Genomic DNA, 22,740 nt, shown 5'->3' with positions numbered 1-22,740 from the left:
CTACTCCGGGAGGGGGCCGGGCACCTCCGCTCGCCGGGGCCGCGCGCCCTCGAGCCGCACCCGGACGGTCACCCTCCCGGCGTCGTCCCGGTGCGCGACGGCGTGCCCCCGGCGCTCGGCGCCGTCGAGCTCGACCGTCAGCGGGGCGCCCTCGCCCAGGAAGTTGCGCCACCAGCTCTTGGCGTCCGGCACGCCCACGCCGATGACGACCTCGTCCCCCCGGCGGCGGAACCCGACGGGGATCGTGACGTGGCGCCCCGACCGGCGCCCGGTGTACCGGACGATCGTGAGGGCACGGCGCAGCGGTCCGCCCCAGCGGGGCGAGCCGCGCCAGGCGAGCACGCCGGCGTTGAACCGGGTGACGAAGCGGCGGGTGCGGGGCGAGCTCAGGCTCGGCATGCGGAGGTCCTCCCGGACGGTCGTCGCGACGTCGTGGCACGGGCGCAGGCAGCGGGCCGCCGCCGACCGGTCGAGGCCGGGCTCGATGCGCTCAGACCCCCGCCGACTCCTGGTGGACGTCGGCGGCCTTCGTCCCGGTGATGCGGTAGACGTCGAAGACGCCGTCCACCTTGCGGACCGCGGTGAGCACCTGCTGCAGGTGTCCGGGCTCCGCCATCTCGAAGACGAACTTCGACAGCGCGATCCGGTCCGACGACGTCGAGACCGATGCCGACAGGATGTTGACGTGGTAGTCCGACAGCACCTTCGTGACGTCGGAGAGCAACCGCGACCGGTCGAGCGCCTCGACCTGGATCTGCACCAGGAACATCGTGTTGGCACCCGTGGTCCAGGACACGTCCACCATGCGCTCGGGCTGGGCCTTGGCCAGCTGCTCGGCGTTGGCGCAGTCCGCCCGGTGGACGCTGACGCCCGCGCCGCGGGTCACGAAGCCGACGATGGAGTCGCCGGGCACCGGGGTGCAGCACTTGGCGAGCTTCACCCAGATGTCGTCCACGCCCTTGACGACGACGCCCGGGTCGCCGGTGCGGCCCCGGCGCGACGGGCGACCGGGGGCCGCGGCCTCCGCGGCGTCCTCCTCCGTGCCCTCCTCGCCGCCCAACGACTTCACCAGCAGGTCGACGACGTGCGGCGCCGACGCGTGCCCCTCGCCCACCGCCGCGTACAGCGCGGAGACGTCGGCATAGCGCATGTCGTTCGCCAGCCCGACGAGCGCCTCGTGGCTGAGCAGGCGCTGGATCGGCAGGTTCTGCTTGCGCATCGCCTTGGTGATGGCGTCCTTGCCCTGCTCGATCGCCTCCTCGCGCCGCTCCTTGGTGAACCACTGGCGGATCTTGTTGCGGGCGCGCGCCGACTTCACGAAGGCGAGCCAGTCGCGGGACGGGCCTGCGGACTCCGCCTTGGAGGTGAGGATGTCGACCGTGTCGCCGTTCTGCAGCGTCGAGTCCAGCGGGACGAGCCGCCCGTTGACGCGGGCGCCCATGGTGCGGTGCCCCACCTCGGTGTGCACCGAGTACGCGAAGTCGACCGGCGTCGCCCCGGCGGGCAGCGCCATCACCTCGCCCTTGGGCGTGAAGACGTACACCTCCGCGCCGCCGATCTCGTAGCGCAGCGAGTCGAGGAACTCGCTCGGGTCGGCGGTCTCGCGCTGCCAGTCCACGAGCTGGCGCAGCCACGCCATGTCGTTGGCCCGCGGGTCGTCCGACGCCGCCTTGCCCGCCGGCGCCATCTGCTTGTACTTCCAGTGCGCGGCGACGCCGTACTCCGCCCGGCGGTGCATGTCGTGCGTGCGGATCTGGATCTCGACCGGCTTGCCGCCCGGTCCCACGACCGTCGTGTGCAGCGACTGGTACATGTTGAACTTCGGCATCGCGATGTAGTCCTTGAACCGGCCCGGGACCGGGTTCCAGCGCGCGTGGAGCGCGCCGAGCACCGCGTAGCAGTCCCGCACCGTGTCCACGAGGACCCGCGTGCCGACCAGGTCGTAGATCTCCGCGAAGTCGTGCCCGCGCACGATCATCTTCTGGTAGATCGAGTAGTAGTGCTTGGGCCGGCCGGTGACCGTCGCCTTGATCTTGGCGCTGCGCAGGTCGGCGGAGATCTGCTCGCGCACCACCGACAGGTACTCCTCGCGGGCAGGCGCGCGCTCCGCCACCAGGTGCACGATCTCGTCGTACACCTTGGGGTACAGGGTCTGGAAGGACAGGTCCTCCAGCTCCCACTTGATCGTGTTCATGCCGAGCCGGTGGGCCAGCGGGGCGTAGATCTCGAGCGTCTCGCGCGCCTTGCGCTGCGCCGACGTGCCGGAGACGTACTTCCAGGTGCGGGCGTTGTGGAGCCGGTCCGCGAGCTTGATGACCAGCACGCGGATGTCCTTGGCCATCGCGACGACCATCTTGCGCACGGTCTCCGCCTGCGCGGCGTCGCCGTACTTCACCTTGTCCAGCTTGGTGACACCGTCGACGAGCATGGCGATCTCCTCGCCGTACTCGCGGGTCAGCTCGTCGAGCCCGTAGTCCGTGTCCTCGACCGTGTCGTGCAGCAGCGCGGCCGCCAGGGTCGCGCCGTCGAAGCCGAGCTCGGCGAGGATCGTCGCCACGGCGACCGGGTGCGTGATGTACGGGTCGCCGGACTTGCGCTCCTGGCCCCGGTGACATCGCTCGGCCGTCGCGTAGGCACGCTCGAGCACCGAGAGGTCGGACTTCGGGTGGTTGGTGCGCACGGCCTGCAGGACGGGCTCCAGCGCGGGGGTCGTGGGGGGCGCGCCCCGCACGCCGAGCCGCACGAGCCGGTTGCGCACGCTGCGCCCGGAGCCCGCGCCGCGGCCCGACGCCGAGCCCTGCCCGGTCGATCCCTGGGGCGCGGCGGCGCGCGCGACCTTCGTCTCGTCGCTCATCTGCGCCTCCTTCCGCAACCACCGCGGGGTCGCCGTCGGCCGGGACGGCAAGTCTACGACTCCACGCGCAGCAGAGCCTCGACCGTCCGCCCGGTCAGCCTGTCGCGTCCGCCCAGGCCGGAGAGCTCGAGCAGGAACGCCAGCGCGACCACCTGACCGCCCGAACGCTCCACGAGCTCGGCCGCCGCGTACGCCGTGCCGCCGGTGGCGAGCACGTCGTCGACCAGCAGAACACGCGCACCCGCCTCGAGTGTTCCCGTGCGCAGCTCGATCGCGGCCGAGCCGTACTCGAGGTCGTAGTCCACCCGCTCCACCGGCGGCGGCAGCTTGCCCGCCTTGCGCAGCGGCAGGAACCCGACCCCGAGGCGGGTGGCGAGCGGCGCGCCCAGGAGGAAGCCCCGTGCCTCCATGCCCGCGACGACGTCCACGCCGCCGTCCGCGTCCACGAGGCGGGCGAACGCCTCCACGACGTCCGCCAGCGCCGGGCCGTCCGCGAGCAGCGGGGTGATGTCGCGGAACACGACGGGCGGGTGCGGGTAGTCCGGGACGTCGCGGATCAGCGCCCGGACCTCGGCGGCCCGCTCGGGGCCGAGCCCTCCCAGCCCGTCGACGACGATGTCGTCCACGGCGCCGCCGGTCGGGCCGGTCGTCTCGTCGACCATGCTCGCCCCCGGCTCAGTGGCCGCGCTTGCGGCGCGGCTGGGCACGGTTGCCCTGGTGCTGGCCCGGGATCAGCTGCGCGGACCCGGTCGTGTACGCCGCGACCTCGGCGTCGTGGCCGCCCTCGGCGACCAGGCCGGCCCGCTCCTCGAGGACGCCCTTCGTGTGCGCGGCGATCTTCGGCTCGCGCTCGCGCAGGGAGACGTCGAGCGGCGTCGCGAGGAAGAGCGACGACGCCGCACCGACGGCGATGCCCACGAACAGCGACAGCGACAGGTCGCGCAGGGTGCCCGCGCCCAGCAGGAACGCACCGACGAACAGGATGCTCGCCACCGGCAGGAGCGCCACGACGGAGGTGTTGATCGACCGCACCAGCGTCTGGTTCACGGCGAGGTTGGCCCGCTCGGCGTACGTGCTGCGGGTCTGCGTGAGCACGTCCGCCGTGTTCTCGCGGACCTTGTCGAACACGACCATCTTGTCGTACAGCGAGAAGCCGAGGATCGTCAGGAAGCCGATGATGGTCGACGGCGTGACCTCCCAGCCGATCGCCGCGTAGACGCCGGCGGAGATGAGCAGGTCCGCGAGCATCGCGACGATCGCCGCCACGGACATCCGCCAGGCACGGAAGTACACGGCCATGAAGAGCGCGGCGGCGACGACGAACACCACGGTGCCCCACAGCGCGCGCATCGAGACGCCGGCGCCCCAGGTGGGGCCGACGAAGGACGTCGTCACGGCGGACTCGTCGACGCCGTAGGCGGTGGCGAGCCCCGTGACCAGGGCGGCCTCCTGCTCCGGCGTGACCTCCTCGGTCTGGACGCGCACCGCCGAGCCGCCGACGATCGCGACGCGGGGCTCCTCGTTCGGGAGCACCTCGTGCACGGTGTCGATCGCCACCTGCTGCTCGGTGGAGGTCACGTCGTTGACCGTGAACTCCGTGCCGCCGCGGAAGTCGATGCCGAGCGTGAGGCCCTTGATGAGGATCACCGCGATCGACGCGACCGCGAGGACGCCCGCCACCGTGAACCAGCGCCGGCGGCGCTGCACGATCGGGTAGGACCGACGGCCGGTGTACAGGTCGTTGCCCCACTGGGCGAAGTTCATGCCGGCCATCAGCGGCTCTCCTCGTTCGTGCCAGAGGGGTTCTCACCGGTCGCCGAGGGCGATCCGTCGTCCGGTCCTGCGCCGGGCCCCGGGTCCGCCTCCTCGGCCGCCGCCCGACGCTCCGCCGCGCGGCGCTCGGCGATCGTCAGCCGGCGCCCGGAGGCGTCCGTCACGGGGGCCGCGGGCGCCTGACGCGCACCGCTGTGCACGGGCTCCGGCGTCACGCGCTCGCTCGACGCCTCGGCGTCGTCCGGGACCTCGGCCGCGCCCGTGGTGCCCGCCACGGCGGGCTGCGGCATCCGCACGCGCCCGGCGCCGGCGTACCGCGGGCCGGAGCCCGCGCGCAGCCGCTCCGGCGACAGACCGGACCAGAGGTGGCCGTCGCGGAAGAACGGGACCTTGGTGATGACCTCCATCATCGGGTGCGTGAACCAGAAGACGACCGCGACGTCGATGATGGTCGTCAGACCCAGGGTGAACGCGAAGCCCTGCACGCCGCCGACGGCGAGGAAGTACAGGATGATCGCGGAGATCAGGTTGACGGCCTTGGCGGCGAGGACCGTACGCCGGGCACGGGCCCAGCCGCGCTCGACGGCGTAGGCCAGCGTGCGCCCGTCGCGCAGCTCGTCACGGATGCGTTCGAAGTACACGATGAACGAGTCCGCCGTGAAGCCGATGGCGACGATGAGGCCGGCGACGCCCGCGAGCGACAGCCGGTAGCCCATCCCCCAGGAGAGCAGGGCGATCGACACGTACGTGATGACGCCGGCGACCACCAGCGAGGCGACCGTCAGCAGGCCGAGCGTGCGGTACTGCAGCAGCGAGTACACGACGACCAGCGCGAGACCGATGAGGCCGGCGATCAGACCGTTGCGCAGCTGCTCGGAGCCGAGGGTCGCGGAGATGACCTCCTGGCTCTCGACCGTGTACTGCACGGGCAGCGCGCCGAAGCTCAGCTGGTTGGCGAGCGTCGCGGCGGTGTCCCGGGTGAACGAGCCGGAGATGGTCGCCTGGCCGTTCGAGATGATCGTGCCCGGGGACAGGGACGGCGCCGAGACGACGAGCCCGTCGAGGACGATGGCGAACTGGTTGCGCGGCGCCTCGAGGCCCTGCAGGCGGGTCGTGGTCTCGCGGAACTCGTCGGTCCCCACGGAGTCGAAGTTGAGGAAGACGCCCCACTCGTTGGTGGTGGTGCCGTTCGCGCCCGGGACCAGGCCGGAGCTCGCCGACGCGATGTGCACGCCGTCGACCTCCATCGGGCCGAGGATGTACTTCATCCCGTCCTGCTCGCCGCAGGTCACCAGCGGCTTGTCCGGGTCGTCCCCGCCGCCACCCTTGAGGTTCGCGGGGTCGGTGCAGTCGAGCTCCTCGAACTGCTTCTGGATCTCCGGCGTGATCTGCGCCAGGTCGCTCGGGTCGGACGCCGCGGCGGCGTCCTCGCCCGCCTCGGTCCCGTCGGTCGCCGTCGGGGACGGGTCGGCGTCGTCGCCGGAGGTCGCGGTGGCGGCCGGCGTGGCCGACGGGTCGACGTCCGCCGGGACGGACAGCGGGGCGCCGGCGCCCTTGCCGCTCGGGCTGTCCCCGGAAGCGTCCTCGTCCGTCGCGCTCTCGTCGGTGGCGCTCTCGTCGGTGGCGTCGTCGGCCGCGTCACCGGCGTCGGCGCTGGGGGACGCGGACGGCTCGGGGGTCGGCGTGCCCGCGGCGTACGTCAGGACGGGGCGGAAGCGCATCTGCGCCGGCTGCGAGATGAGGTCGATGGTCTCCTGCGACACCTCGCCAGGGATGCCCACGACGATGTTGTTCTGCCCCTGGGCGGTGATCTCCGCCTCGGAGACGCCCGAGGAGTCGATGCGCTGGCGGATGACGTTGATCGACTCGTCGATCGTCTCCGACGTGACCTGCGACCCGTCGGTGGTGTCCGCCTTCAGGATCAGCTGCGTGCCGCCCTGCAGGTCGAGCGCCAGCCCCGGGGCCCAGCTCGCGCCGTCCGGGTTGGCGTCGGACTTGGCGTCCCAGAAGACGCCGGCGCCGAGGGCGAGGAACGGCAGGACGATCGTCAGGATCGTGAAGACCACGAGGGTGCGTACCGGACGCGACCGCTTCGTGCGTGAGTTCGCCAACTTCTGTCTCTTCCCGTCTGCGCGCCGCCGCGGGGCCGACGCGTGATGGCGCCGGCCGGGATCACCCCGACCGGCGCGTCGTCAGGCCGACGGGCGCGAGCGCCCGCCGTCCCATGTCGCTGGTGCTGTCACTTCGTGGTGCCGGTCTCGCCCTCGTCGCGACGCTGCTGCTCCCGGTACTCCCGCTGCGCGGTGTCCAGGCTCGACAGGTCGTCGGGGACGTCGATGTGACCGTCGCCGGAGGTGATCGTACCGGTCGCGGAGGAGTCGGTTGTGACCTCGGTCTCGTCGGCCTCGTCCACGGGCTCCTCGACCGGCGTGTCGACGCGCTTGGCGATGGCCGCGCGCAGCCAGCGGGTCTGCGCGCCGCCGGGGACCGTCTCGATGGTGACCGTGTCGGCCGCCTCGTCGATCTCCACGACCGTGCCGAACAGTCCCGAACCGGTCATGACCTCCTGGCCCGGCGCGAGCTGCGACCGGAACTCGGCCTGCTGCTTCTGCTGCTTGCGCGTCCGCTGGCTCATGAAGAACATGAGGCCGGCGAGGACCACGAAGAGGATGATGAGTTCCACGGAGCGTCCTTGTCTGTCGCTGCCCGACGGTCGTCGACCGACTGCCGGGCGTCGGGGCGCACCGGTCGGCGCGCCGGCGCAGGATCCTGCGCACACGGCCCCCAACGAGCACGGCACCCGTCGAGTTCCGGCCCCGGGCCGTCGGCGGCAGGGGGCTCTCCCAGTCTACTGGGGCGTCCCGGCGTCCCCGTCGGCGGCGCCGGACCCGTCGAACAGCGTCCCCCCGAGCGGGGCTCCCCACGCCCCGGGCGGCGGCTCGAGCCCGAGGTGCTCCCACGCGGCCTGCGTCGCGACCCGGCCGCGCGGCGTGCGGCCCAGGAGCCCCTCGCGGACGAGGTAGGGCTCCGCGACCGTCTCCACGGTGTCCGGCTCCTCCCCCACGGTCATCGCGAGGGTGCCCAGGCCCACGGGCCCGCCGCCGAACCGGCGGCAGACGGCGTCGAGGACGGCGCGGTCCAGGCGGTCCAGGCCGATCGGGTCGACCTCGTAGACCTCCAGCGCGGCCCGGGCCGCCCGCAGGTCGAGGCTGCCGTCCCCGCGCACCTGCGCCCAGTCGCGCACGCGGCGCAGCAGCCGGTTCGCGATGCGGGGCGTGCCGCGCGAGCGGCCGGCGATCTCGTGCGCGGCCGCGTGCTGGATGTCCACGCCCAGCAGCCCGGCGGACCGGATGATGACGCGCTCCAGCTCGGCGGCGTCGTAGAAGTCGAGGTGCCCCGTGAACCCGAAACGGTCGCGCAGCGGGGCCGGCAGCAGGCCGGACCGCGTCGTCGCGCCGACGACGGTGAACGGAGGCAGCGCCAGCGGGATCGCGCTCGCCCCCGCCCCCTTGCCGACGACGACGTCGACGCGGAAGTCCTCCATCGCGACGTACAGCAGCTCCTCCGCAGGACGGGCCAGCCGATGGATCTCGTCGATGAAGAGGACCTCGCCCTCCTCGAGCGAGGAGAGCACCGCCGCCAGGTCGCCCGCGTGCTGGATCGCCGGGCCGCTCGTGACCCGCAACGACGTGCCGAGCTCCGCGGCGATGATCATCGCCAGCGTCGTCTTGCCGAGCCCGGGAGGCCCCGACAGCAGCACGTGGTCGGGAGACGCGTCCCGCGCGAGCGCCGCCTGGAGCACCAGGGAGAGCTGGTCACGGACCACCCGCTGCCCGACGAACTCGTCCAGCTTCTTGGGCCGCAGCGCCGCCTCGGCCGCGCGCTCGACGTCGTCGGCCGAGGAGGTGACGAGCCGCTCGCCGCCGTACTCCGGCTCCAGCGGCTCAGCCACGCCGGCCGCCCAGGGAGCGCAGCGCCGCCCGCAGCGTGGCGGCGACGTCGACCGGGCCGTCGGCTGCCCCGTCACCGGCGTCCGCGAGGACGCGGTCGACGGTGTCCTGGGCGACCTTGGCGGCCCAGCCCAGGCCCACGAGCGCCTCGACCACCTGGTCGCGCGCCGGGTCTCCCGCCGCGACCGGCGGCGCGTCGGGGACGGCGGCGCCGGTGGCGGCGGAGGTGGGTGCGCCCAGCTTGCCGGACAGCTCGAGCACGAGGCGCTGGGCGCTCTTGGGGCCGACGCCGGGGATGCGCCGCAGCGCCGCGAGGTCCTCGGACGCGACGGCGCGCCGCAGCGCGTCGGGGGTCAGCACGGCGAGCATGGCGAGCGCGATGCGCGGGCCGACGCCCGAGACCGACTGCGCCGTCTCGAACACCTCGCGCTCGTCCGCCTCGGCGAAGCCGAACACGGTCATCGAGTCCTCTCGGACGACGAGCGTGGTGTGCAGCTGCGCCCGCTCCCCCACCCGGAGGCCGGCCAGGGTTCCCGGGGTGGCGTGCACGAGGTACCCGACCCCGCCGACGTCGAGCACGGCCCGCTCCAGCGTCACGTGCGTGACCGTGCCGGTCAGGGAGGCGATCACCGTGGTCCTTCCGTCGAGCCGGTCTGGTGTCGAACACCCGTACGAGGCGTCACTGTAACAACGGGCGCCGACGCCGTCCGCCGCGACACGAGCGGAACGAGCATCGACCGGGAGCGGCCGCCCGTCAGCGCGAGGTGCGGGACGGCGCCCCGCGGTGCTTGCCCTTGCGGGCCGACTGCTCGGCCGCGGCCCAGGCGCGCTGCGCGGGGGTGAGCTCGTGCCGCTCGCCGCCCTGGAGCGCGCCCGCCGGGCGCCAGAGGTGCGTCACGGCGAGGGCGAGCGCGTCGGCCGCGTCGGCGGGTCGCGGCAGGTCGTCGAGCCCGAGGATGCGCGCGATCATGCGCTGCACCTGCTCCTTGCCCGCGCGGCCGGAGCCCGTCACGGCGGCCTTCACCTCGCTCGGCGTGTGCATCGCCACGGGGATGCCGCGGCGCGCGGCCGCGACCATCGCCAGGCCGGCCACCTGGGCCGTGCCCATGACGGTGCCCAGGTTGTGCTGGGCGAACACCCGCTCGACGGCCACGACGTCGGGCACGTGCCGGTCGAGCCACTCGTCCAGCCCGGCGGCGACGTGCAGCAGCCGCAGGTCGATGCTCGTGGCGGGGTCGCTGCCCACCACACCCACGTCGACGAGCCGCGCCCGCCGCCCCGGCAGCGAGTCGACGACGCCGACACCGCACCGGGTCAGCCCCGGATCCACCCCCAGCACGCGCACGTCGTCACCCTCTCACGCGACGGGCCGAGGGGGTCCGAGATACGCCGAGGCAGGTCCTACCTCGCGGGATCGGGAACGACCTCGGTGGCTCGGGGACCGCCCAGGGGGCTCAGTCCTCGTCGAGGGCCGCCATGACCTCGTCGGAGGCGTCGAAGTTCGCGTAGACGTTCTGCACGTCGTCGCTGTCCTCGAGGGCGTCGATGAGCCGCAGGATCTTGCGTGCGCCCTCGACGTCGACCTCGACCTCCATGGACGGGTGCCAGATGGAGTCGGCGGAGTCGTACTCGAGGCCCGCCTCCTGGATGGCGGAGCGGACCGCGACGAGGTCGGTGGCCTCGCAGAGCACCTCGAAGGCCTCGCCCTCGTCGCTCACGTCCTCGGCACCGGCGTCGAGGGCGGCGAGCATCACGTCGTCCTCGGTGACGCCGTCGGCCTTGGGCACGACGACGAGGCCCTTGCGGGAGAACAGGTACGACACGGAGCCCGGGTCGGCCAGGTTGCCGCCGTTGCGGGAGAACGCGAGGCGCACCTCGGAGGCGGCGCGGTTCTTGTTGTCCGTGAGGCACTCGACGAGGACGGCGATGCCGTTCGCGCCGTAGCCCTCGTACATGATCGTCTGGTAGTCGACGGCGTCGGCGCCCTCGCCGGACCCGCGCTTGAGGGCGCGGTCGATGTTGTCGTTCGGGACGGACGACTTCTTGGCCTTCTGGATGGCGTCGAACAGCGTGGGGTTGCCGGCAGGGTCGCCGCCACCCGTGCGCGCGGCGACCTCGATGTTCTTGATCAGCTTCGCGAAAAGCTTGCCGCGCTTGGCGTCGATCGCCGCCTTCTTGTGCTTGGTCGTGGCCCACTTGGAGTGACCTGACATGCGCTCCCTAACTCCTTCGCGATGCTTGGACGATCCGGACGAACAGCCCGTGCACCCGCGCGTCCCCCGTGATCTCCGGGTGGAACGCGGTGGCGAGCAGCCGTCCCTGACGTGCTGCGACGATCTTACCGGCGGCGGGCCCCACCGCGGAGCCGTCCGCCCAGCGGTCGGGGATGCGGGCGAGCACCTCGACGTCCGGCCCCGCCTCCTCGACCCACGGCGCGCGGATGAACGCGGTGCGCACCGGGCGGCCGCCCGGTGCGTCCGAGACGCCCGCGACCTGCAGGTCCGCCTCGAACGAGTCCACCTGGCGGCCGAACGCGTTGCGCCGCACGACGACGTCCATCCCGCCCAGCGTGCGCTGGTCGGCGGTACCGCCCTCGATGCGGTCGGCGAGCAGGATCATGCCCGCGCACGAGCCGAACACCGGCAGACCCTCGCCGATCAGCCGCCGCAGCGGGTCGGCGAGCTCGAAGAGCCGCAGCAGCTTGTCGATCGTCGTCGACTCCCCGCCGGGCAGGACGAGCCCGTCAACGGCGTCCAGCTCGGACGGGCGCCGCACGCTCACCGCGCGCGCCCCCGCCTGCTCGAGCGCCGCGGCGTGCTCGCGCACGTCGCCCTGCAGGGCGAGGACTCCGATCGTCGTGGTCACCGGGGAAGTGTAGGGGCCACGGATCCGCCCGGCCGACGGCCGCTCAGGCGCACGTCCCGCTCAGGCGCACGTCCCGATCAGGCCGAGGGCGATGCTGTAGGTGCGGGTGTTCGACGACACGGACGTCCACACGACGTTGCCCGTGAAGACCCGCTCGGCGCGCACCCGTGCCGTGGCGTTCGTCGCGACGCCGGTCACCTGGTAGGCGGTGGTGCCGGCGGGGACCTGCACGGTGGTCGGCGTGGCGGCAGGGCCGAAGGTGAACTGGTACCGGGTCGCGTTGGCGACCGCCGTCCAGTTGAACGTGACGGACACCAGACCGAGCGCGCCGCACGAGAGGGTGGGAGCGGGGACGGTCGCCGCGCCCACGGCGCCGCTGACGACCGTGCCTGTGTCGGTCCACGCCGTGCCCCCGAGCGAGGCCGCGAGCGCGACGGACACCCCGCCTGCCTGCCCCTGCACCGTCGACGGCGCCGACGCGGAGAGCGCGACGGTCACGCACAGCGCGGCCGTCCCTCCCGCGGGGATGGTCGTGGAGGTGCCGTTGCCCGTGCCGCACCCCGTCCCGGTGTCGGCGGCGCCGAACGACGCGCTGGTGGTGAACGACGTGCCCAGGGTCCCGGTCCGCGTCGGCGTGGCGGTCACCGTCGTCGGCCGCGAGCCGCCGTTGCGCACCGTGATGATCTCGGAGTCGCCGGACCCCGGCACGGCCCCGGTGAGCCCCAGCGCGGTCGCCGTGACGCTGCCGCCACGACCGACGAGCTCGTTGCCGAGCCCGACGACCTGGACGTCGACGACGCCGGCCCGGAGGGCTGACGTCGGGGCCGTCGCCGTGGCCTCCCCCTGCCACCAGGCCCACGCGACCCCGCCGCCCGCGAGCACGCCGACGAGCGCCACCACCGCCAGGACCGCGACCCGGCGCATCCCCGCCGGGCGCCGGCCGGACCGTTCAACCACGACGCCCCTCCCTCGCCGCGGCCGCCCACCGCAGCAGCGCGCCCAGCAGGACCGCGCCGGCCGCGGCCAGCAGCGCCAGCGCCGGGGACCCGCCGGTGCGAGGGAGGGCTGCGGCACGCGCGTCGTCGTCCGGCGCCGGCTCGTCGCGTGGGCGGTCGCTCGTCGGCGCGTCGCCCACGAGGGTCACCACGACGTCGAGAGGCACGGTCGCGCCCTGGGTGTCGTCGCCCGCCGACGCAGCGAGGGTCACCTCGAGCGACACCGGGAGCACCTCGGACTCCGTGAGCCGCACGGGCACCGGCCGCCCGGTGGCGGTCCACGGGTCGCCCGCGGGGCGCACCCGGACGCGCAGGGCGTCGGCGAGCGCCCCGGCCCCGTCGCCCGTCCCCGCCCCCAGGGCCACGGCCACCTGACCGTCGGCCGTGCCGCGACCGTCGTTGCGCACCAGCAGCACCGAGCGCCGCGTCTCCCCCGGCACCCACGGCGAGGCCTCGAACAGCGGCACCTTCAGGTCGTCCGACCACCCGCGGCCGTCCACGCTGAGCGCGACGCCCCCGTCGGGGTCCCCTCCCGCGTTTCCTCCCGCGCCCCCTCCCGCGACGGGGACGACGCCGGCCGCGGGCGGGGCGACCGGGAGGAGGAACGCGCCCGAGGCCAGGACGGCCGCCAGCGGGCGCGCCGGAGTCGCCGCCCATCCGCGGCGACGGGGTCGAGGCGGGGACGGGACCTCGCGGGCTCCGCTCACCGCACCGGCTCCCGGCCCGAGAGAGGCTCCCCCGAGGAAGGCTCCGCGGAGGGCTCGACGGCACGTGACGCGCCGGGCGGCGGCCCCTGCTCCGGCCACCAGGTCTCCAGGCCCGGCGACGGCTCCTCGCCCCTCCGGGAGCGCCGCTCCCGGGCCTCCCCCGCGACGAGCCAGCCGGCGTACCCGAGCAGGCCGACGGCCGCGGCGGTCGTGATCACCTGCCGCTGCTGCGGCGACCCCACGCCCATGACGCGGCCGAGCTGCGGCACGGCGTACCAGAGCACGCCCCGCACCTGCACGTCACGTACTGGCTGCGCGTCGGCGACGTCGTTCGCGTCCCCCTGCGTGAGCAGGGTCCGTTCACCGCCGGCCGTCGTGCCCAGCCCGACGACGCGATGGGTCACGACCGTCGGTTCACCGGAGCGCAGCTGGTAGGTGACCACCTGTCCGGTGGTGATGCTCTCGATGTCGGCGGGACGCGCCACCACGAGCGTGCCGACGTCGAGGGCGGGCCGCATCGACCCGGTCGCCACGCCGTACGGCGTCGCGCCCCCGACGCGGGGGACGACGACCACGAGCAGCAGCGCCCCACCGGCGACCAGCAGCACGACACCGGCGAGCGCGCGCCCGAGCGCGCGCCGCACGGTGCCCGGGCGCGGGCGTGCCGGCGCCACGGCGCTCAGGGCGTCGGGACGACGTGCGCCTGCGTGACCTGGACCGTGACGTCCTCGAGCGCGGCGGTCAGCGCCTGCGTGTCGTTCCCGGCCGCGGTGTCGAACGCCGCCTCGAGGTTGACCACGAGCTCGTCCGACGCCCCGACCGGGACGGGGTCCGTCAGCGGGAGGGTCAGCGTCTCACCACCCAGGGTCGCCTCGGTCAGGCTGAGGTCGAGCGCCGCCGTCAGGGCGTTGTCCTCGCCCCACGTCGGCGACGAGACGGTGATCTCGCCCAGCGCGAGGTGGTCGCCGGTGCCGCCGACGGTCAGTGCGCAGGTGGTGGTCACGGTGTCACCCGGCACGATGCCGTCCGTCACCGCCCCGCCCCCGTCGAGGGTCCACTCCCCGCAGGCTCCGTCGGTCATCGTGAGGGTGCCCGCGGACACGTCGGTGCCCGTGGAGGTGCCCTCGGCGGTCCAGTACGCGATCGTCTGGGCGCCGCCGACCAGCAGGACCGCGGCACCTCCCACGGCGATCGCAGCCTTCGTCAGTCGGTTCACGTCGACGCCCCCTGTCGGTGCCGGTCACGCGCGACCGCACCCGTCGTGCGTGACGCGCCTCACATCGACGGTAACCAACGGATGCCCGGGGCGCGCGTCGTGCGTCCGGTGGTCACGGCGCGGGGGTGCCGAGCTCCTCCGGGTCGGACGGCTCGTCGTCGTGCTGGACCCCGAGGTGGCGCACGGTGCCGTCCCACCCGCGGGCCAGGGCGTCGACGACGTCCGGCAAGGTGGTCGGGAAGATCTCGCGCGTCTCGGCGCGCAGCTCGGCCGTGGTCAGCCAGCGCATCTCGTCGAGCACGTCCCGCTCCTCCGCCGTCCACCCGTCGTCGGTGGGCCGGTGGCCGCCGTCCACGCGTGCCAGGAAGAAGACCTCCTGCTGGCGGCACGTCTCCGCGAAGAAGTGGAAGAACGCGTCGCGGGTCAGCACCGGGCCCACGAGGTCGCCGGGGGCGAGAGCCAGCCCCGCCTCCTCGCGCAGCTCGCGCAGGGCGGCGTCGACCTCGCTCTCGCCGTCGTCGATGCCGCCGCCGACGGTGAACCACCACGAGCGCTCCGGCTGGTCGGAGTCGTGCCCGCGCACCAGCAGCACCCGGTCCGCGTCGTCCAGCACGATCACTCGCGCGGCGCGCCGCTGCCGCAGCCCGTCCGGCCCGACCGCCCAGTCGTCCCCGAGGGCCGGCGTCACCAGCCCCGCTCCACCAGGCGCACGGGCGCCGGCTCGGCCTCGACGTCGATGCCGTGGTTCACGAGTGACGGGGAACGTGCATCCATGAGGCCCATGCTAGCCACGAGCACCCCACGAACCAGCCACCGGCACGGCCGCTCCCGGCACGCTGTCGCCGGTCACCGCGACCGACGTGATCAGGTCGCACCCCGACTCACCGGCGAGGCTTGACCCGTGCGGTCGGGACGGCGGTGAGGGGATCCTCCGGCCACGGATGGCGGGGGTAGCGGGCTCGCAGGTCGGCCCGGACCCGGGGATAGCCCTGCTTCCAGAAGGAGGCGAGATCGCTGGTGATCGCGACCGGACGTCGTGCGGGCGACAGCAGGTGCAGCACGACCGGGACACGACCGTCCGCGACCGCCGGAGCAGCGGCCCAGCCGAACACCTCCTGCAGCTTCACCGCGAGGACCGGTGGCTCGACACCGTCGTACGCGAGCCGGACCTGCGTGCCCGACGGGACCTGGAGCCGCTCCGGTGCGAGCTCGCCGAACCGGCCTGCGGCGGGCCAGGGCAGCAGCCGCCGGAGCGCCGAGGCCACGTCGATGCGGGCCAGATCGCGCGCGCCTCGCACCGAGGCGAGCTCGGCGCCCAGCCAGCCGTCGAGCCCGCCCAGCAGCGCTTCGTCGTCGACCGCGGGCCACGGGGCGCCGAGGTGGGCGTGGCAGAACGCGAGCCGCTCGCGCAGAGCGAGCGCCGCCTCCGACCAGCGCAGCACGGACAGGCCGCTGCGCCGGATGCCGTCACGGACGGCCGCCTGCACGAGCAGCGGGTCGGGGTTCGCCAGCGGGACGTCGTTCAGCACGATCGCGCCGAGCGCCTCGACGCGTCGCGTCACGACTCGGCCGTCGTCCCACCGGATCCGGTCGGTGGTCGTGACCAGGTCGCCGGCGACGTCGCGGGCGGTCTGCTCGTCGATCGGTGCCGCGGAACGGATCCTGGCGTCGGCGCGACCGGGCGCCCGGTCGGCGACCGCGATCGCCAGCCAGGTCGTGGTCCGCCACGGCGACTGCGGGTCCAGGGCAGCTCCCGTGCCACCGGACATCTGGTAGGTCGTCGAGTCCGTCCCGCGGGCCCGGGCGATGCGGTCGGGGTACGCCAGCCCCACCACGATCCCCGCGGCGAGGTCGTCCGGTACCTCGCGGGTCTCCCGACCAGCCCGCCCACCTGGGGGGTCGCCCGTCGTCGCGCCCCGGCCGAGGCGCTTCGTCTCTTCGCGCCAGCGGGCCGTGGCCGCGCGGTCCTCACCACGGCGCAGGGCTCGCCAGCGCGCCGGCAGGTCGTCGCCGGAGCCGCGGCCGGAGTCGTCCGAGAGCATCGCGACGACCTCGCGCGCCCGGTCGGCGCCGACCCGCGGCGCCCCGTCCAGCAACGCCCGGGCCAGCCGGGGATGCGCCCCGACCGCCGCCATCCGCCGGCCGCGCTCGGTGATCCGTCCTGCGTCGTCCACGGCCTCGACGCGGCGCAGCAGCTCGGTGGCCGCGGACATCGCCGCCACCGGCGGCGCCTCGAGCAGGGTCAGGCCAGCGCCGCCGGGCGCACCCCACGCCGCGAGGTCGAGCGCGAAGGACGCCAGGTCGGCGGTCGCGATCTCCGGCGCCGCATGATCGTCGAGCCGGGCGTGGTCGGTGGCGGACCAGCACCGGTAGACGCGGCCGGGCGCCTCGCGCCCGGCGCGACCCGCTCGTTGGTCGGCCGACGACCTCGAGACCCGGCACGTGACCAGCGCACCGAGGCCACGGGACTGGTCGGTCCGCGGCTCCCGGGCCAGGCCCGCGTCGACCACGACCCTGACTCCGGGCACGGTGAGCGAGCTCTCCGCGACCGACGTCGTGACCACGATCCGGCGCGTGGCGGACGGCGCCAGCGCGCGGTCCTGCTCGGCCCGGGACTGGCGGCCGAACAACGGCAGGACTTTCTGGCCGGCCAGCCGGCGGGTCATCGCGGCGATCTCGCCCTCGCCCGGGACGAACACGAGGACGTCGCCGTCGTTCTCGGTCAGCGCGCGCCGGACGACGGTCGCGACGTGGTCCAGCAGGCGCGGGTCGACCCGCCCACCGGGCAGCAGCGGCGCGGGGACCGGTGGTGGGACCCACTCGGTCGCCACGTCGAACTGCGCCGCGGACGCGGTGATCACGGGCGCCGGGACGTCGGTGCCCAGCGCGCGGCTCAGCCGGACCGTGTCCGCGGTGGCCGACGTCGCGACGATCGCCAGGTCGTCCCGAAGGTTCGCGCGGACGTCGACGCAGAGCGCGAGCAGCAGATCGGCGTCCAGGTGCCGCTCGTGACACTCGTCGATCACGATCGCGGCGACCCCCGGGAGCTCCGGGTCCTGCTGCAGGCGCCGGACGAGGAGCCCGGTGGTCACCACCTCGACGCGGACACCTCGGCCGCCGCTGCGTTCCCCGCGCATCGCGTAGCCGATCCGCTGCCCGAGCGGCTCGCCGACCAGCGTCGCCAGCCGCGCGGCAGCCGCGCGGGTCGCCATCCGTCGCGGCTCGGCGACGACGATCGTGCCGCCGAGCGCGTCGCCCAGCGCCAGCGGCAGCAGCGACGTCTTCCCCGACCCGGGCGGTGCGACCAGCACCGCGGTGCCGCGCGACCGCACCGCCTCGACCGTGGCGGGCAGGACCGCCCGGACAGGCAGGTCCGCACCCGGCACGGACGGTTCGGGCAGCAGCACGCCTCGCTGGACCTACCAGCCGCGCTCGGCGAGCCGGTGCGGCTCGGGGATCTCGTCGACGTTGATGCCGACCATCGCCTCGCCCAGGCCGCGGGAGACCTTCGCGAGGACGTCCGGGTCGTCGTGGAACGTGGTGGCCTGCACGATCGCCTTCGCCCGCGCGACGGGGTCGCCCGACTTGAAGATGCCGGAACCGACGAACACGCCCTCGGCGCCGAGCTGCATCATCATCGCGGCGTCCGCCGGGGTGGCGATGCCGCCCGCGGTGAACAGCACGACCGGGAGCTTCCCGGCGCGCGCGACCTCGGCCACGAGCTCGTACGGCGCCTGCAGCTCCTTGGCCGCGACGAACAGCTCGTCCTCGGGCAGCGAGGTCAGGCGGCGGATCTGCGCGCGGATCTGGCGCATGTGCGTCGTCGCGTTGGAGACGTCGCCCGTGCCGGCCTCGCCCTTGGAGCGGATCATCGCCGCGCCCTCGGTGATGCGGCGCAGCGCCTCGCCGAGGTTGGTGGCACCGCACACGAACGGCACGGTGAACTGCCACTTGTCGATGTGGTTGGCGTAGTCGGCGGGGGTGAGCACCTCCGACTCGTCGATGTAGTCGACGCCCAGGGACTGCAGCACCTGCGCCTCGACGAAGTGCCCGATGCGCGCCTTCGCCATCACGGGGATCGAGACGGCGTCGATGATGCCGTCGATCATGTCGGGGTCGCTCATGCGGGCGACGCCGCCCTGGGAACGGATGTCGGCGGGCACCCGCTCGAGGGCCATGACGGCCACGGCGCCGGCGTCCTCGGCGATCTTCGCCTGCTCGGGCGTGACGACGTCCATGATGACGCCGCCCTTGAGCATCTCGGCCATGCCGCGCTTGACGCGGGCGGTGCCCACCTCTCCCGCGGGGATCCGGCCGTCGCTGCCGATGGTCTCGCTCAACGCAACCTCGCTCGTGTCGCAGTAGGACGCGTGACCGCTGTCACGCGCCTTCCATCCTAGTTCCGCGCGTCAGGCTGCGGAGAGCCCCTCCGGCATCTGGTCGTCCAGCTCGACCGTGCGCGGCAGCGCCGCGTGCCCCGACAGCCGCAGCAGGCGCACGTACCAGGTGCGCCGCACGCGCCGCGCCTGGGCCACGGCCTCGTTGTGGAACCGCCGGGCCAGCTGGGCGCGGTACCAGGCGGCCGCGAGCTGCCCGACGAGCTCGTCGCCGCCGGGCGCCCCGCGCAGCTCCGCCAGCGCCTCGTCGTCGCCGAGCGCGGAGCGCAGCGTCGCGGAGAGCTCGCTCTCGGCCCGCTCGCGGTCGAGGCCGAGCCCGTCCAGCGCGAGCTCCGCGCCGGGCGTCGGCGCCGGGCCCGCGTCCTCCAGGGCGGCGAACGCGGCGTCGGCGACGAGCACGGCCCCCGCCGGGTCGAGCAGCCCCGAGGAGGCCAGGTCCACGGCGGTCCCCGCGCGGCGCGCGAGCTGGGCCTGCAGGGCGATGCGTGACGCGACCACCTTGCGGTGCTGTCGGTCGAGGCGCGACGCCGAGATCCAGGCGAGCCAGACCGCGACCGCCGCGACCACGAGGACGACGAGCGCGAGCTCGGACCAGGTCATGCTCCCTCACCTCCTGCGGCGCGCCGGGTGCGCAGCCAGCCGACGGCGCTCTCCGTCCGCGACGGGGCCACCGGGGAGCCCAGCGCCTCCCCCGCGGCGACGGCCATCTCGTAGACCGCGAGCACCTGCTGGGTCACCGCGGACCAGTCGAACCGGCGCACGAACGCCGCGGCCCGGTCCCGCCGTTCCTGGGTGCCGGCGGCGTCGCCCAGGGCCTCGAGGACCGTCCGGGCCAGGTCGTCGGGCTCGCCGGTGCGGAACAGCCGCCCCGCGGCGCCCTCGTCGAGCACCCGGCGGAACGCCCCCAGGTCGCTGGCCACGACGCCGGCGCCGGCGCTCATCGCCTCGACGAGCACGATGCCGAAGCTCTCGCCGCCCGTCTGCGGCGCGACGTACAGGTCCGCCGACGCGAGCAGCGACGCCTTGTCCTCGTCGCTCACGCCCCCCAGGAACTCGAACGAGCCGGCGTGCGGGCCGAGCGCCCCGAGGGCGTCGTCCCGGCCGTCGTCGCCCTTGCCTGCGACGAGGAAGCGTGCCCCGGGGATGCGCTCGAGCACCTGCGGGGCGGCCGCGGCGAGCACCTGGAGGCCCTTGCGCGGCTCGTCCAGCCGGCCGAGGAACGCGATCGTCGGCGCCTCGGGGGTGCCGCGCCACCGGTCGTCCGGCTCGGCCGCGGCGAAGGTGTCGACGTAGACGCCGTTCGGGATGACGACGGCGTCGCCGCCCATGTGGTCGACGAGGGTGCGGCGCGCGTCCTCGGAGACGGCGATCCGCGCCGCGATCTTCTCCAGCGACTGCCGCAGCAGGGGGTACGCGACCTGCAGCGCCCGCGAGCGCGCCTGCGACGTGTGGAACGTGGCCACGACGGGCCCGTCGGCCTGCCACAGCGCGAGCATGGACAGGCTGGGCACCATCGGCTCGTGCACGTGCACGACGTCGAACCGGCCCGCCTCGACCCACCGTCGGACCCGGGCGGCGGCCCGCGGGCCGAACGTCAGTCGGGCGACCGAGCCGTTGTAGCGCACGGGGATCGCCCGGCCCGCCGCGGTGACGACCTCCGGGACGGGAGTGTCGTCGTCCGCCGGGGCGAGCACGGACACCTCGTGCCCGGCACGCTGCAGCGCCTGCGCGAGGTCGCGCACGTGGAACTGCACCCCGCCCGGCGCGTCGAACGAGTACGGGCACACGATCCCGACGCGCAGCGGGCGCGCCGGGGCGGCGACGGTGGCGCCGCCGGGGACGGCGCTCATGCCTCGCCCGCCTCGGCCCTGGTGCGCGCGTACCGCTCGGCGTCGAGGTCGTCGACGAAGACGCGCTGCAGCATGTGCCAGTCCTGCGTGGACTCCTGGAGGGTGACGGCGACCGCGTCCACCCAGCCCTGCGTCATGCGTGCCACGCGCTCCTTGCGGTGCAGCCCGGAGTCGTCGGGGACCGGGACGGGCGGGTAGAACCGGATCACGATGCCCCAGGCCGTGCCGGCGGCCCGCCGGCGCTCGCCGGTGAGCCGCTCGTAGGTGATCCCCACCGGCACGAGCGGGACCTTGGCCGCGAGCGCCAGCGCTGCCGGCCCCGCGGCGACGCGGGCGCGGTGCCCGCAGAGGTCCACCTCGACGCCCGACGACGTGAGGTCTCGGTCGGCGAGCAGCGGCACGATGCACCCGCCCTTCACGGCCCCGCGGACGAGGTTGCGGAAGACGTCGTGGTCGCCGAGCGGCAGCACGTCGATGCCGATCGAGCGGCGGAACTCGACGAACTCGACGAACAGCTCCTCGGGCTTGAGCCGTTCTGCCACGGTGAGCACGGGGGCGATGTGCGGGGTCGCGTACGCGCCGGCGAGGTCCCAGTTGCCCAGGTGGGCCAGCGCGAGCGAGACGCCCTGCCCGTCGGCGACCGGCCCGGCGAGGTTCTCGTAGCCGTCCACGCGCACGCGGGCGGTGATCTGCTCGGCGGTGGCCCCCTGCAGGGTGAACGCCTCGCGGAAGTACCGCATGTACGAGCGCATGCCGGCCCGGGTGAGGCGGCGCAGCTCGGGCCCGTCGAGGTCGGGCCGCACGCGCGCGTAGTTCGCCTCGAGCCGCCGCACCCCCTCGGTGCGGCGCAGCCAGGTGAGGTCGGCGACGGCGGTGAACGCCGCGCGCAGCACCGGCTCCGGGATCTTCGGCGCGTGGCGCCAGGCGAACGTGTACAGGCGGGCGACGTCGATCCGCATCAGGCCTCCGGGTCGGGACGGTCGGTGGGTGCGTGCGGGACGGGCCCCGCCGGGGCGAGCTGACGCCGCACGGTCGCCACCCGCTGCACCACGGTGACGAGGCTGGCGAAGGCGAGCAGCGTCAGCGCGATCTCGGTCACGAGGACCGGCAGCCCCACCTGCGTGAACGCGACGGCCGCAAGGGCGACCACGAGCCGGTCGGTGCGCTCGGCGATCCCGACGGCGGCGGTGGCGCCGACGCTCTCGGCGCGGGCGCGGGCGTACGGCACGACCGAGCCGAGCACGAGGCACGCGAGCGAGGCGACGATCCCCCACGTGGCGTGCGGCAGGTCCGGGTGGAGCACGAACCACAGCGTGATGCCTGCGAACACGGCGCCGTCGGAGATCCGGTCGAGGGTCGAGTCGAGGAACGCGCCCCACGGCCCGGTGCGGCCCGACAGGCGCGCCATGACCCCGTCCATCGAGTCCGCGAGGGCGAACAGGCCGATGAGGACGCCGCCGAGCAGGACGTGCCCGGTGGGCAGCAGCGTGAGGGCGAGGACGACGACGACGACCGTGCCCGCGATCGTCACGGCGTCCGGCGACACCCCGAGCCTCAGGAGCAGCCGCGCGGGCGGGGTGAACAGCCGCTGCATCGTCGCCCGCAGGCCGCCGAGCATCAGCGCGCCCCGTCGGGCTCGGTGGCGGTGCCCGCGCCGGGCCAGGCCGCGGCGAGCCGGGCCCGTGTGTCGGCCAGCAGCTCCGGCAGCGCCTTGGTCTGCCCGACGACGGGCAGGAAGTTCGCGTCGCCGAGCCAGCGCGGCACCACGTGCTGGTGCAGGTGCGCCGCGATGCCGGCGCCCGCGACCTCGCCCTGGTTCATCCCGATGTTGTAGCCGGCCGGTCCGTAGACCGCGCCGAGGGTGCGGATCGCCGTCTGGGTCATCGTGGCCAGCTCGGCGGTCTCGGACGCCGTGAGGTCGACGTATCCGGACACGTGCCGGTAGGGCAGCACCATGAGGTGCCCCGAGTTGTACGGGTACAGGTTCAGCACCGCGTAGCACTCCGCCCCGCGGGCGACGACGAGGGCCGCCTCGTCGTCGCCCCCCGGGGTCCCGCAGAACCGGGACTTCGACCACCCGCCGTCGGCGGGCGTGTGCAGACCCCCGAAGTAGAACAATCGGTGGGGGGGGCC

General features: G+C 74.5%; 23 protein-coding genes. All 23 read right to left on the bottom strand.

Annotation, left to right across the window (positions count from 1 at the left end; all coding sequences use genetic code 11):
• Positions 1-399, bottom strand: coding sequence for a hypothetical protein (locus tag ACFQ8E_RS14280; RefSeq protein WP_430551216.1), 399 nt, complete (start codon positions 397-399; stop codon positions 1-3).
• 91 nt (positions 400-490) lie between these two features.
• Positions 491-2,854: a RelA/SpoT family protein gene (locus ACFQ8E_RS14275; protein ID WP_430551215.1), complete on the bottom strand. Its 2,364-nt coding sequence runs from the start codon at positions 2,852-2,854 to the stop codon at positions 491-493.
• A gap of 53 nt (positions 2,855-2,907) precedes the next feature.
• Entirely contained in the window at positions 2,908-3,516 is a 609-nt protein-coding gene (locus tag ACFQ8E_RS14270; RefSeq protein WP_430551214.1) for an adenine phosphoribosyltransferase, read from the bottom strand.
• A gap of 13 nt (positions 3,517-3,529) precedes the next feature.
• Positions 3,530-4,627: a protein translocase subunit SecF gene (secF, locus tag ACFQ8E_RS14265; RefSeq protein ID WP_430551213.1), complete on the bottom strand. Its 1,098-nt coding sequence runs from the start codon at positions 4,625-4,627 to the stop codon at positions 3,530-3,532.
• Positions 4,627-6,738, bottom strand: coding sequence for a protein translocase subunit SecD (gene secD / locus ACFQ8E_RS14260; protein ID WP_430551212.1), 2,112 nt, complete (start codon positions 6,736-6,738; stop codon positions 4,627-4,629). The genes secF and secD overlap by 1 nt, the downstream gene beginning before the upstream one ends.
• 128 nt (positions 6,739-6,866) lie before the next feature.
• The gene (gene yajC, locus ACFQ8E_RS14255) at positions 6,867-7,310 is read right to left on the bottom strand and encodes a preprotein translocase subunit YajC (protein WP_430551211.1); all 444 of its coding nucleotides are present in this window, start codon (positions 7,308-7,310) and stop codon (positions 6,867-6,869) included.
• Positions 7,311-7,475: 165 nt separating this feature from the next.
• On the bottom strand, positions 7,476-8,579 hold the full coding sequence (gene ruvB, locus ACFQ8E_RS14250; protein ID WP_430551210.1) for a Holliday junction branch migration DNA helicase RuvB: 1,104 nt from the start codon (positions 8,577-8,579) through the stop codon (positions 7,476-7,478).
• Positions 8,572-9,207: a Holliday junction branch migration protein RuvA gene (gene ruvA / locus ACFQ8E_RS14245; protein ID WP_430551209.1), complete on the bottom strand. Its 636-nt coding sequence runs from the start codon at positions 9,205-9,207 to the stop codon at positions 8,572-8,574. The genes ruvB and ruvA overlap by 8 nt, the downstream gene beginning before the upstream one ends.
• A 124-nt stretch (positions 9,208-9,331) precedes the next feature.
• Positions 9,332-9,922, bottom strand: a complete 591-nt coding sequence (gene ruvC, locus ACFQ8E_RS14240) for a crossover junction endodeoxyribonuclease RuvC (protein ID WP_430551208.1) — start codon at positions 9,920-9,922, stop codon at positions 9,332-9,334.
• Positions 9,923-10,031: 109 nt separating this feature from the next.
• Positions 10,032-10,790 carry a YebC/PmpR family DNA-binding transcriptional regulator gene (locus tag ACFQ8E_RS14235; protein WP_430551207.1) on the bottom strand — a complete coding sequence of 253 codons (759 nt, stop codon included), beginning with the start codon at positions 10,788-10,790 and terminating at the stop codon, positions 10,032-10,034.
• A gap of 7 nt (positions 10,791-10,797) precedes the next feature.
• Positions 10,798-11,442: a pyridoxal 5'-phosphate synthase glutaminase subunit PdxT gene (gene pdxT, locus ACFQ8E_RS14230; protein ID WP_430551206.1), complete on the bottom strand. Its 645-nt coding sequence runs from the start codon at positions 11,440-11,442 to the stop codon at positions 10,798-10,800.
• Between the two features lie 60 nt (positions 11,443-11,502).
• Positions 11,503-12,399, bottom strand: a complete 897-nt coding sequence (locus ACFQ8E_RS14225; protein ID WP_430551205.1) for a hypothetical protein — start codon at positions 12,397-12,399, stop codon at positions 11,503-11,505.
• Entirely contained in the window at positions 12,392-13,144 is a 753-nt protein-coding gene (locus tag ACFQ8E_RS14220) for a hypothetical protein (protein ID WP_430551204.1), read from the bottom strand. Before ACFQ8E_RS14220 ends, ACFQ8E_RS14225 begins: the two co-directional genes overlap by 8 nt.
• Positions 13,141-13,818, bottom strand: coding sequence for a signal peptidase I (locus ACFQ8E_RS14215; RefSeq protein ID WP_430551203.1), 678 nt, complete (start codon positions 13,816-13,818; stop codon positions 13,141-13,143). Before ACFQ8E_RS14215 ends, ACFQ8E_RS14220 begins: the two co-directional genes overlap by 4 nt.
• A gap of 5 nt (positions 13,819-13,823) precedes the next feature.
• Positions 13,824-14,360, bottom strand: a complete 537-nt coding sequence (locus ACFQ8E_RS14210; protein WP_430551202.1) for an alternate-type signal peptide domain-containing protein — start codon at positions 14,358-14,360, stop codon at positions 13,824-13,826.
• 112 nt (positions 14,361-14,472) lie between these two features.
• Positions 14,473-15,048: an NUDIX hydrolase gene (locus ACFQ8E_RS14205; protein WP_430551201.1), complete on the bottom strand. Its 576-nt coding sequence runs from the start codon at positions 15,046-15,048 to the stop codon at positions 14,473-14,475.
• 193 nt (positions 15,049-15,241) lie between these two features.
• Positions 15,242-17,767: an ATP-dependent helicase HrpB gene (gene hrpB / locus ACFQ8E_RS14200; protein ID WP_430551200.1), complete on the bottom strand. Its 2,526-nt coding sequence runs from the start codon at positions 17,765-17,767 to the stop codon at positions 15,242-15,244.
• 12 nt (positions 17,768-17,779) lie between these two features.
• Positions 17,780-18,700 carry a pyridoxal 5'-phosphate synthase lyase subunit PdxS gene (pdxS, locus tag ACFQ8E_RS14195; RefSeq protein WP_430551199.1) on the bottom strand — a complete coding sequence of 307 codons (921 nt, stop codon included), beginning with the start codon at positions 18,698-18,700 and terminating at the stop codon, positions 17,780-17,782.
• A gap of 69 nt (positions 18,701-18,769) precedes the next feature.
• Positions 18,770-19,357 carry a hypothetical protein gene (locus ACFQ8E_RS14190; protein ID WP_430551198.1) on the bottom strand — a complete coding sequence of 196 codons (588 nt, stop codon included), beginning with the start codon at positions 19,355-19,357 and terminating at the stop codon, positions 18,770-18,772.
• Positions 19,354-20,607, bottom strand: a complete 1,254-nt coding sequence (locus ACFQ8E_RS14185; RefSeq protein ID WP_430551197.1) for a glycosyltransferase family 4 protein — start codon at positions 20,605-20,607, stop codon at positions 19,354-19,356. Before ACFQ8E_RS14185 ends, ACFQ8E_RS14190 begins: the two co-directional genes overlap by 4 nt.
• Positions 20,604-21,566 carry a phosphatidylinositol mannoside acyltransferase gene (locus ACFQ8E_RS14180; RefSeq protein WP_430551196.1) on the bottom strand — a complete coding sequence of 321 codons (963 nt, stop codon included), beginning with the start codon at positions 21,564-21,566 and terminating at the stop codon, positions 20,604-20,606. Before ACFQ8E_RS14180 ends, ACFQ8E_RS14185 begins: the two co-directional genes overlap by 4 nt.
• A complete protein-coding gene (gene pgsA, locus ACFQ8E_RS14175) occupies positions 21,566-22,225 on the bottom strand; it encodes a phosphatidylinositol phosphate synthase (protein WP_430551195.1) in 660 nt (219 codons plus the stop codon). Before pgsA ends, ACFQ8E_RS14180 begins: the two co-directional genes overlap by 1 nt.
• The coding region (locus ACFQ8E_RS14170; RefSeq protein WP_430551194.1) for an HIT family protein at positions 22,225-22,740 on the bottom strand (516 nt) is incomplete at its 5' end. The genes pgsA and ACFQ8E_RS14170, both read right to left, overlap by 1 nt.

The organism is Isoptericola sp. NPDC056573 (genome assembly GCF_042793335.1).
Lineage (GTDB): Bacteria > Actinomycetota > Actinomycetes > Actinomycetales > Cellulomonadaceae > Isoptericola.
Note: the sequence above shows the minus strand (reverse complement) of the source record. Positions and strands in the feature narration are given on the sequence as shown.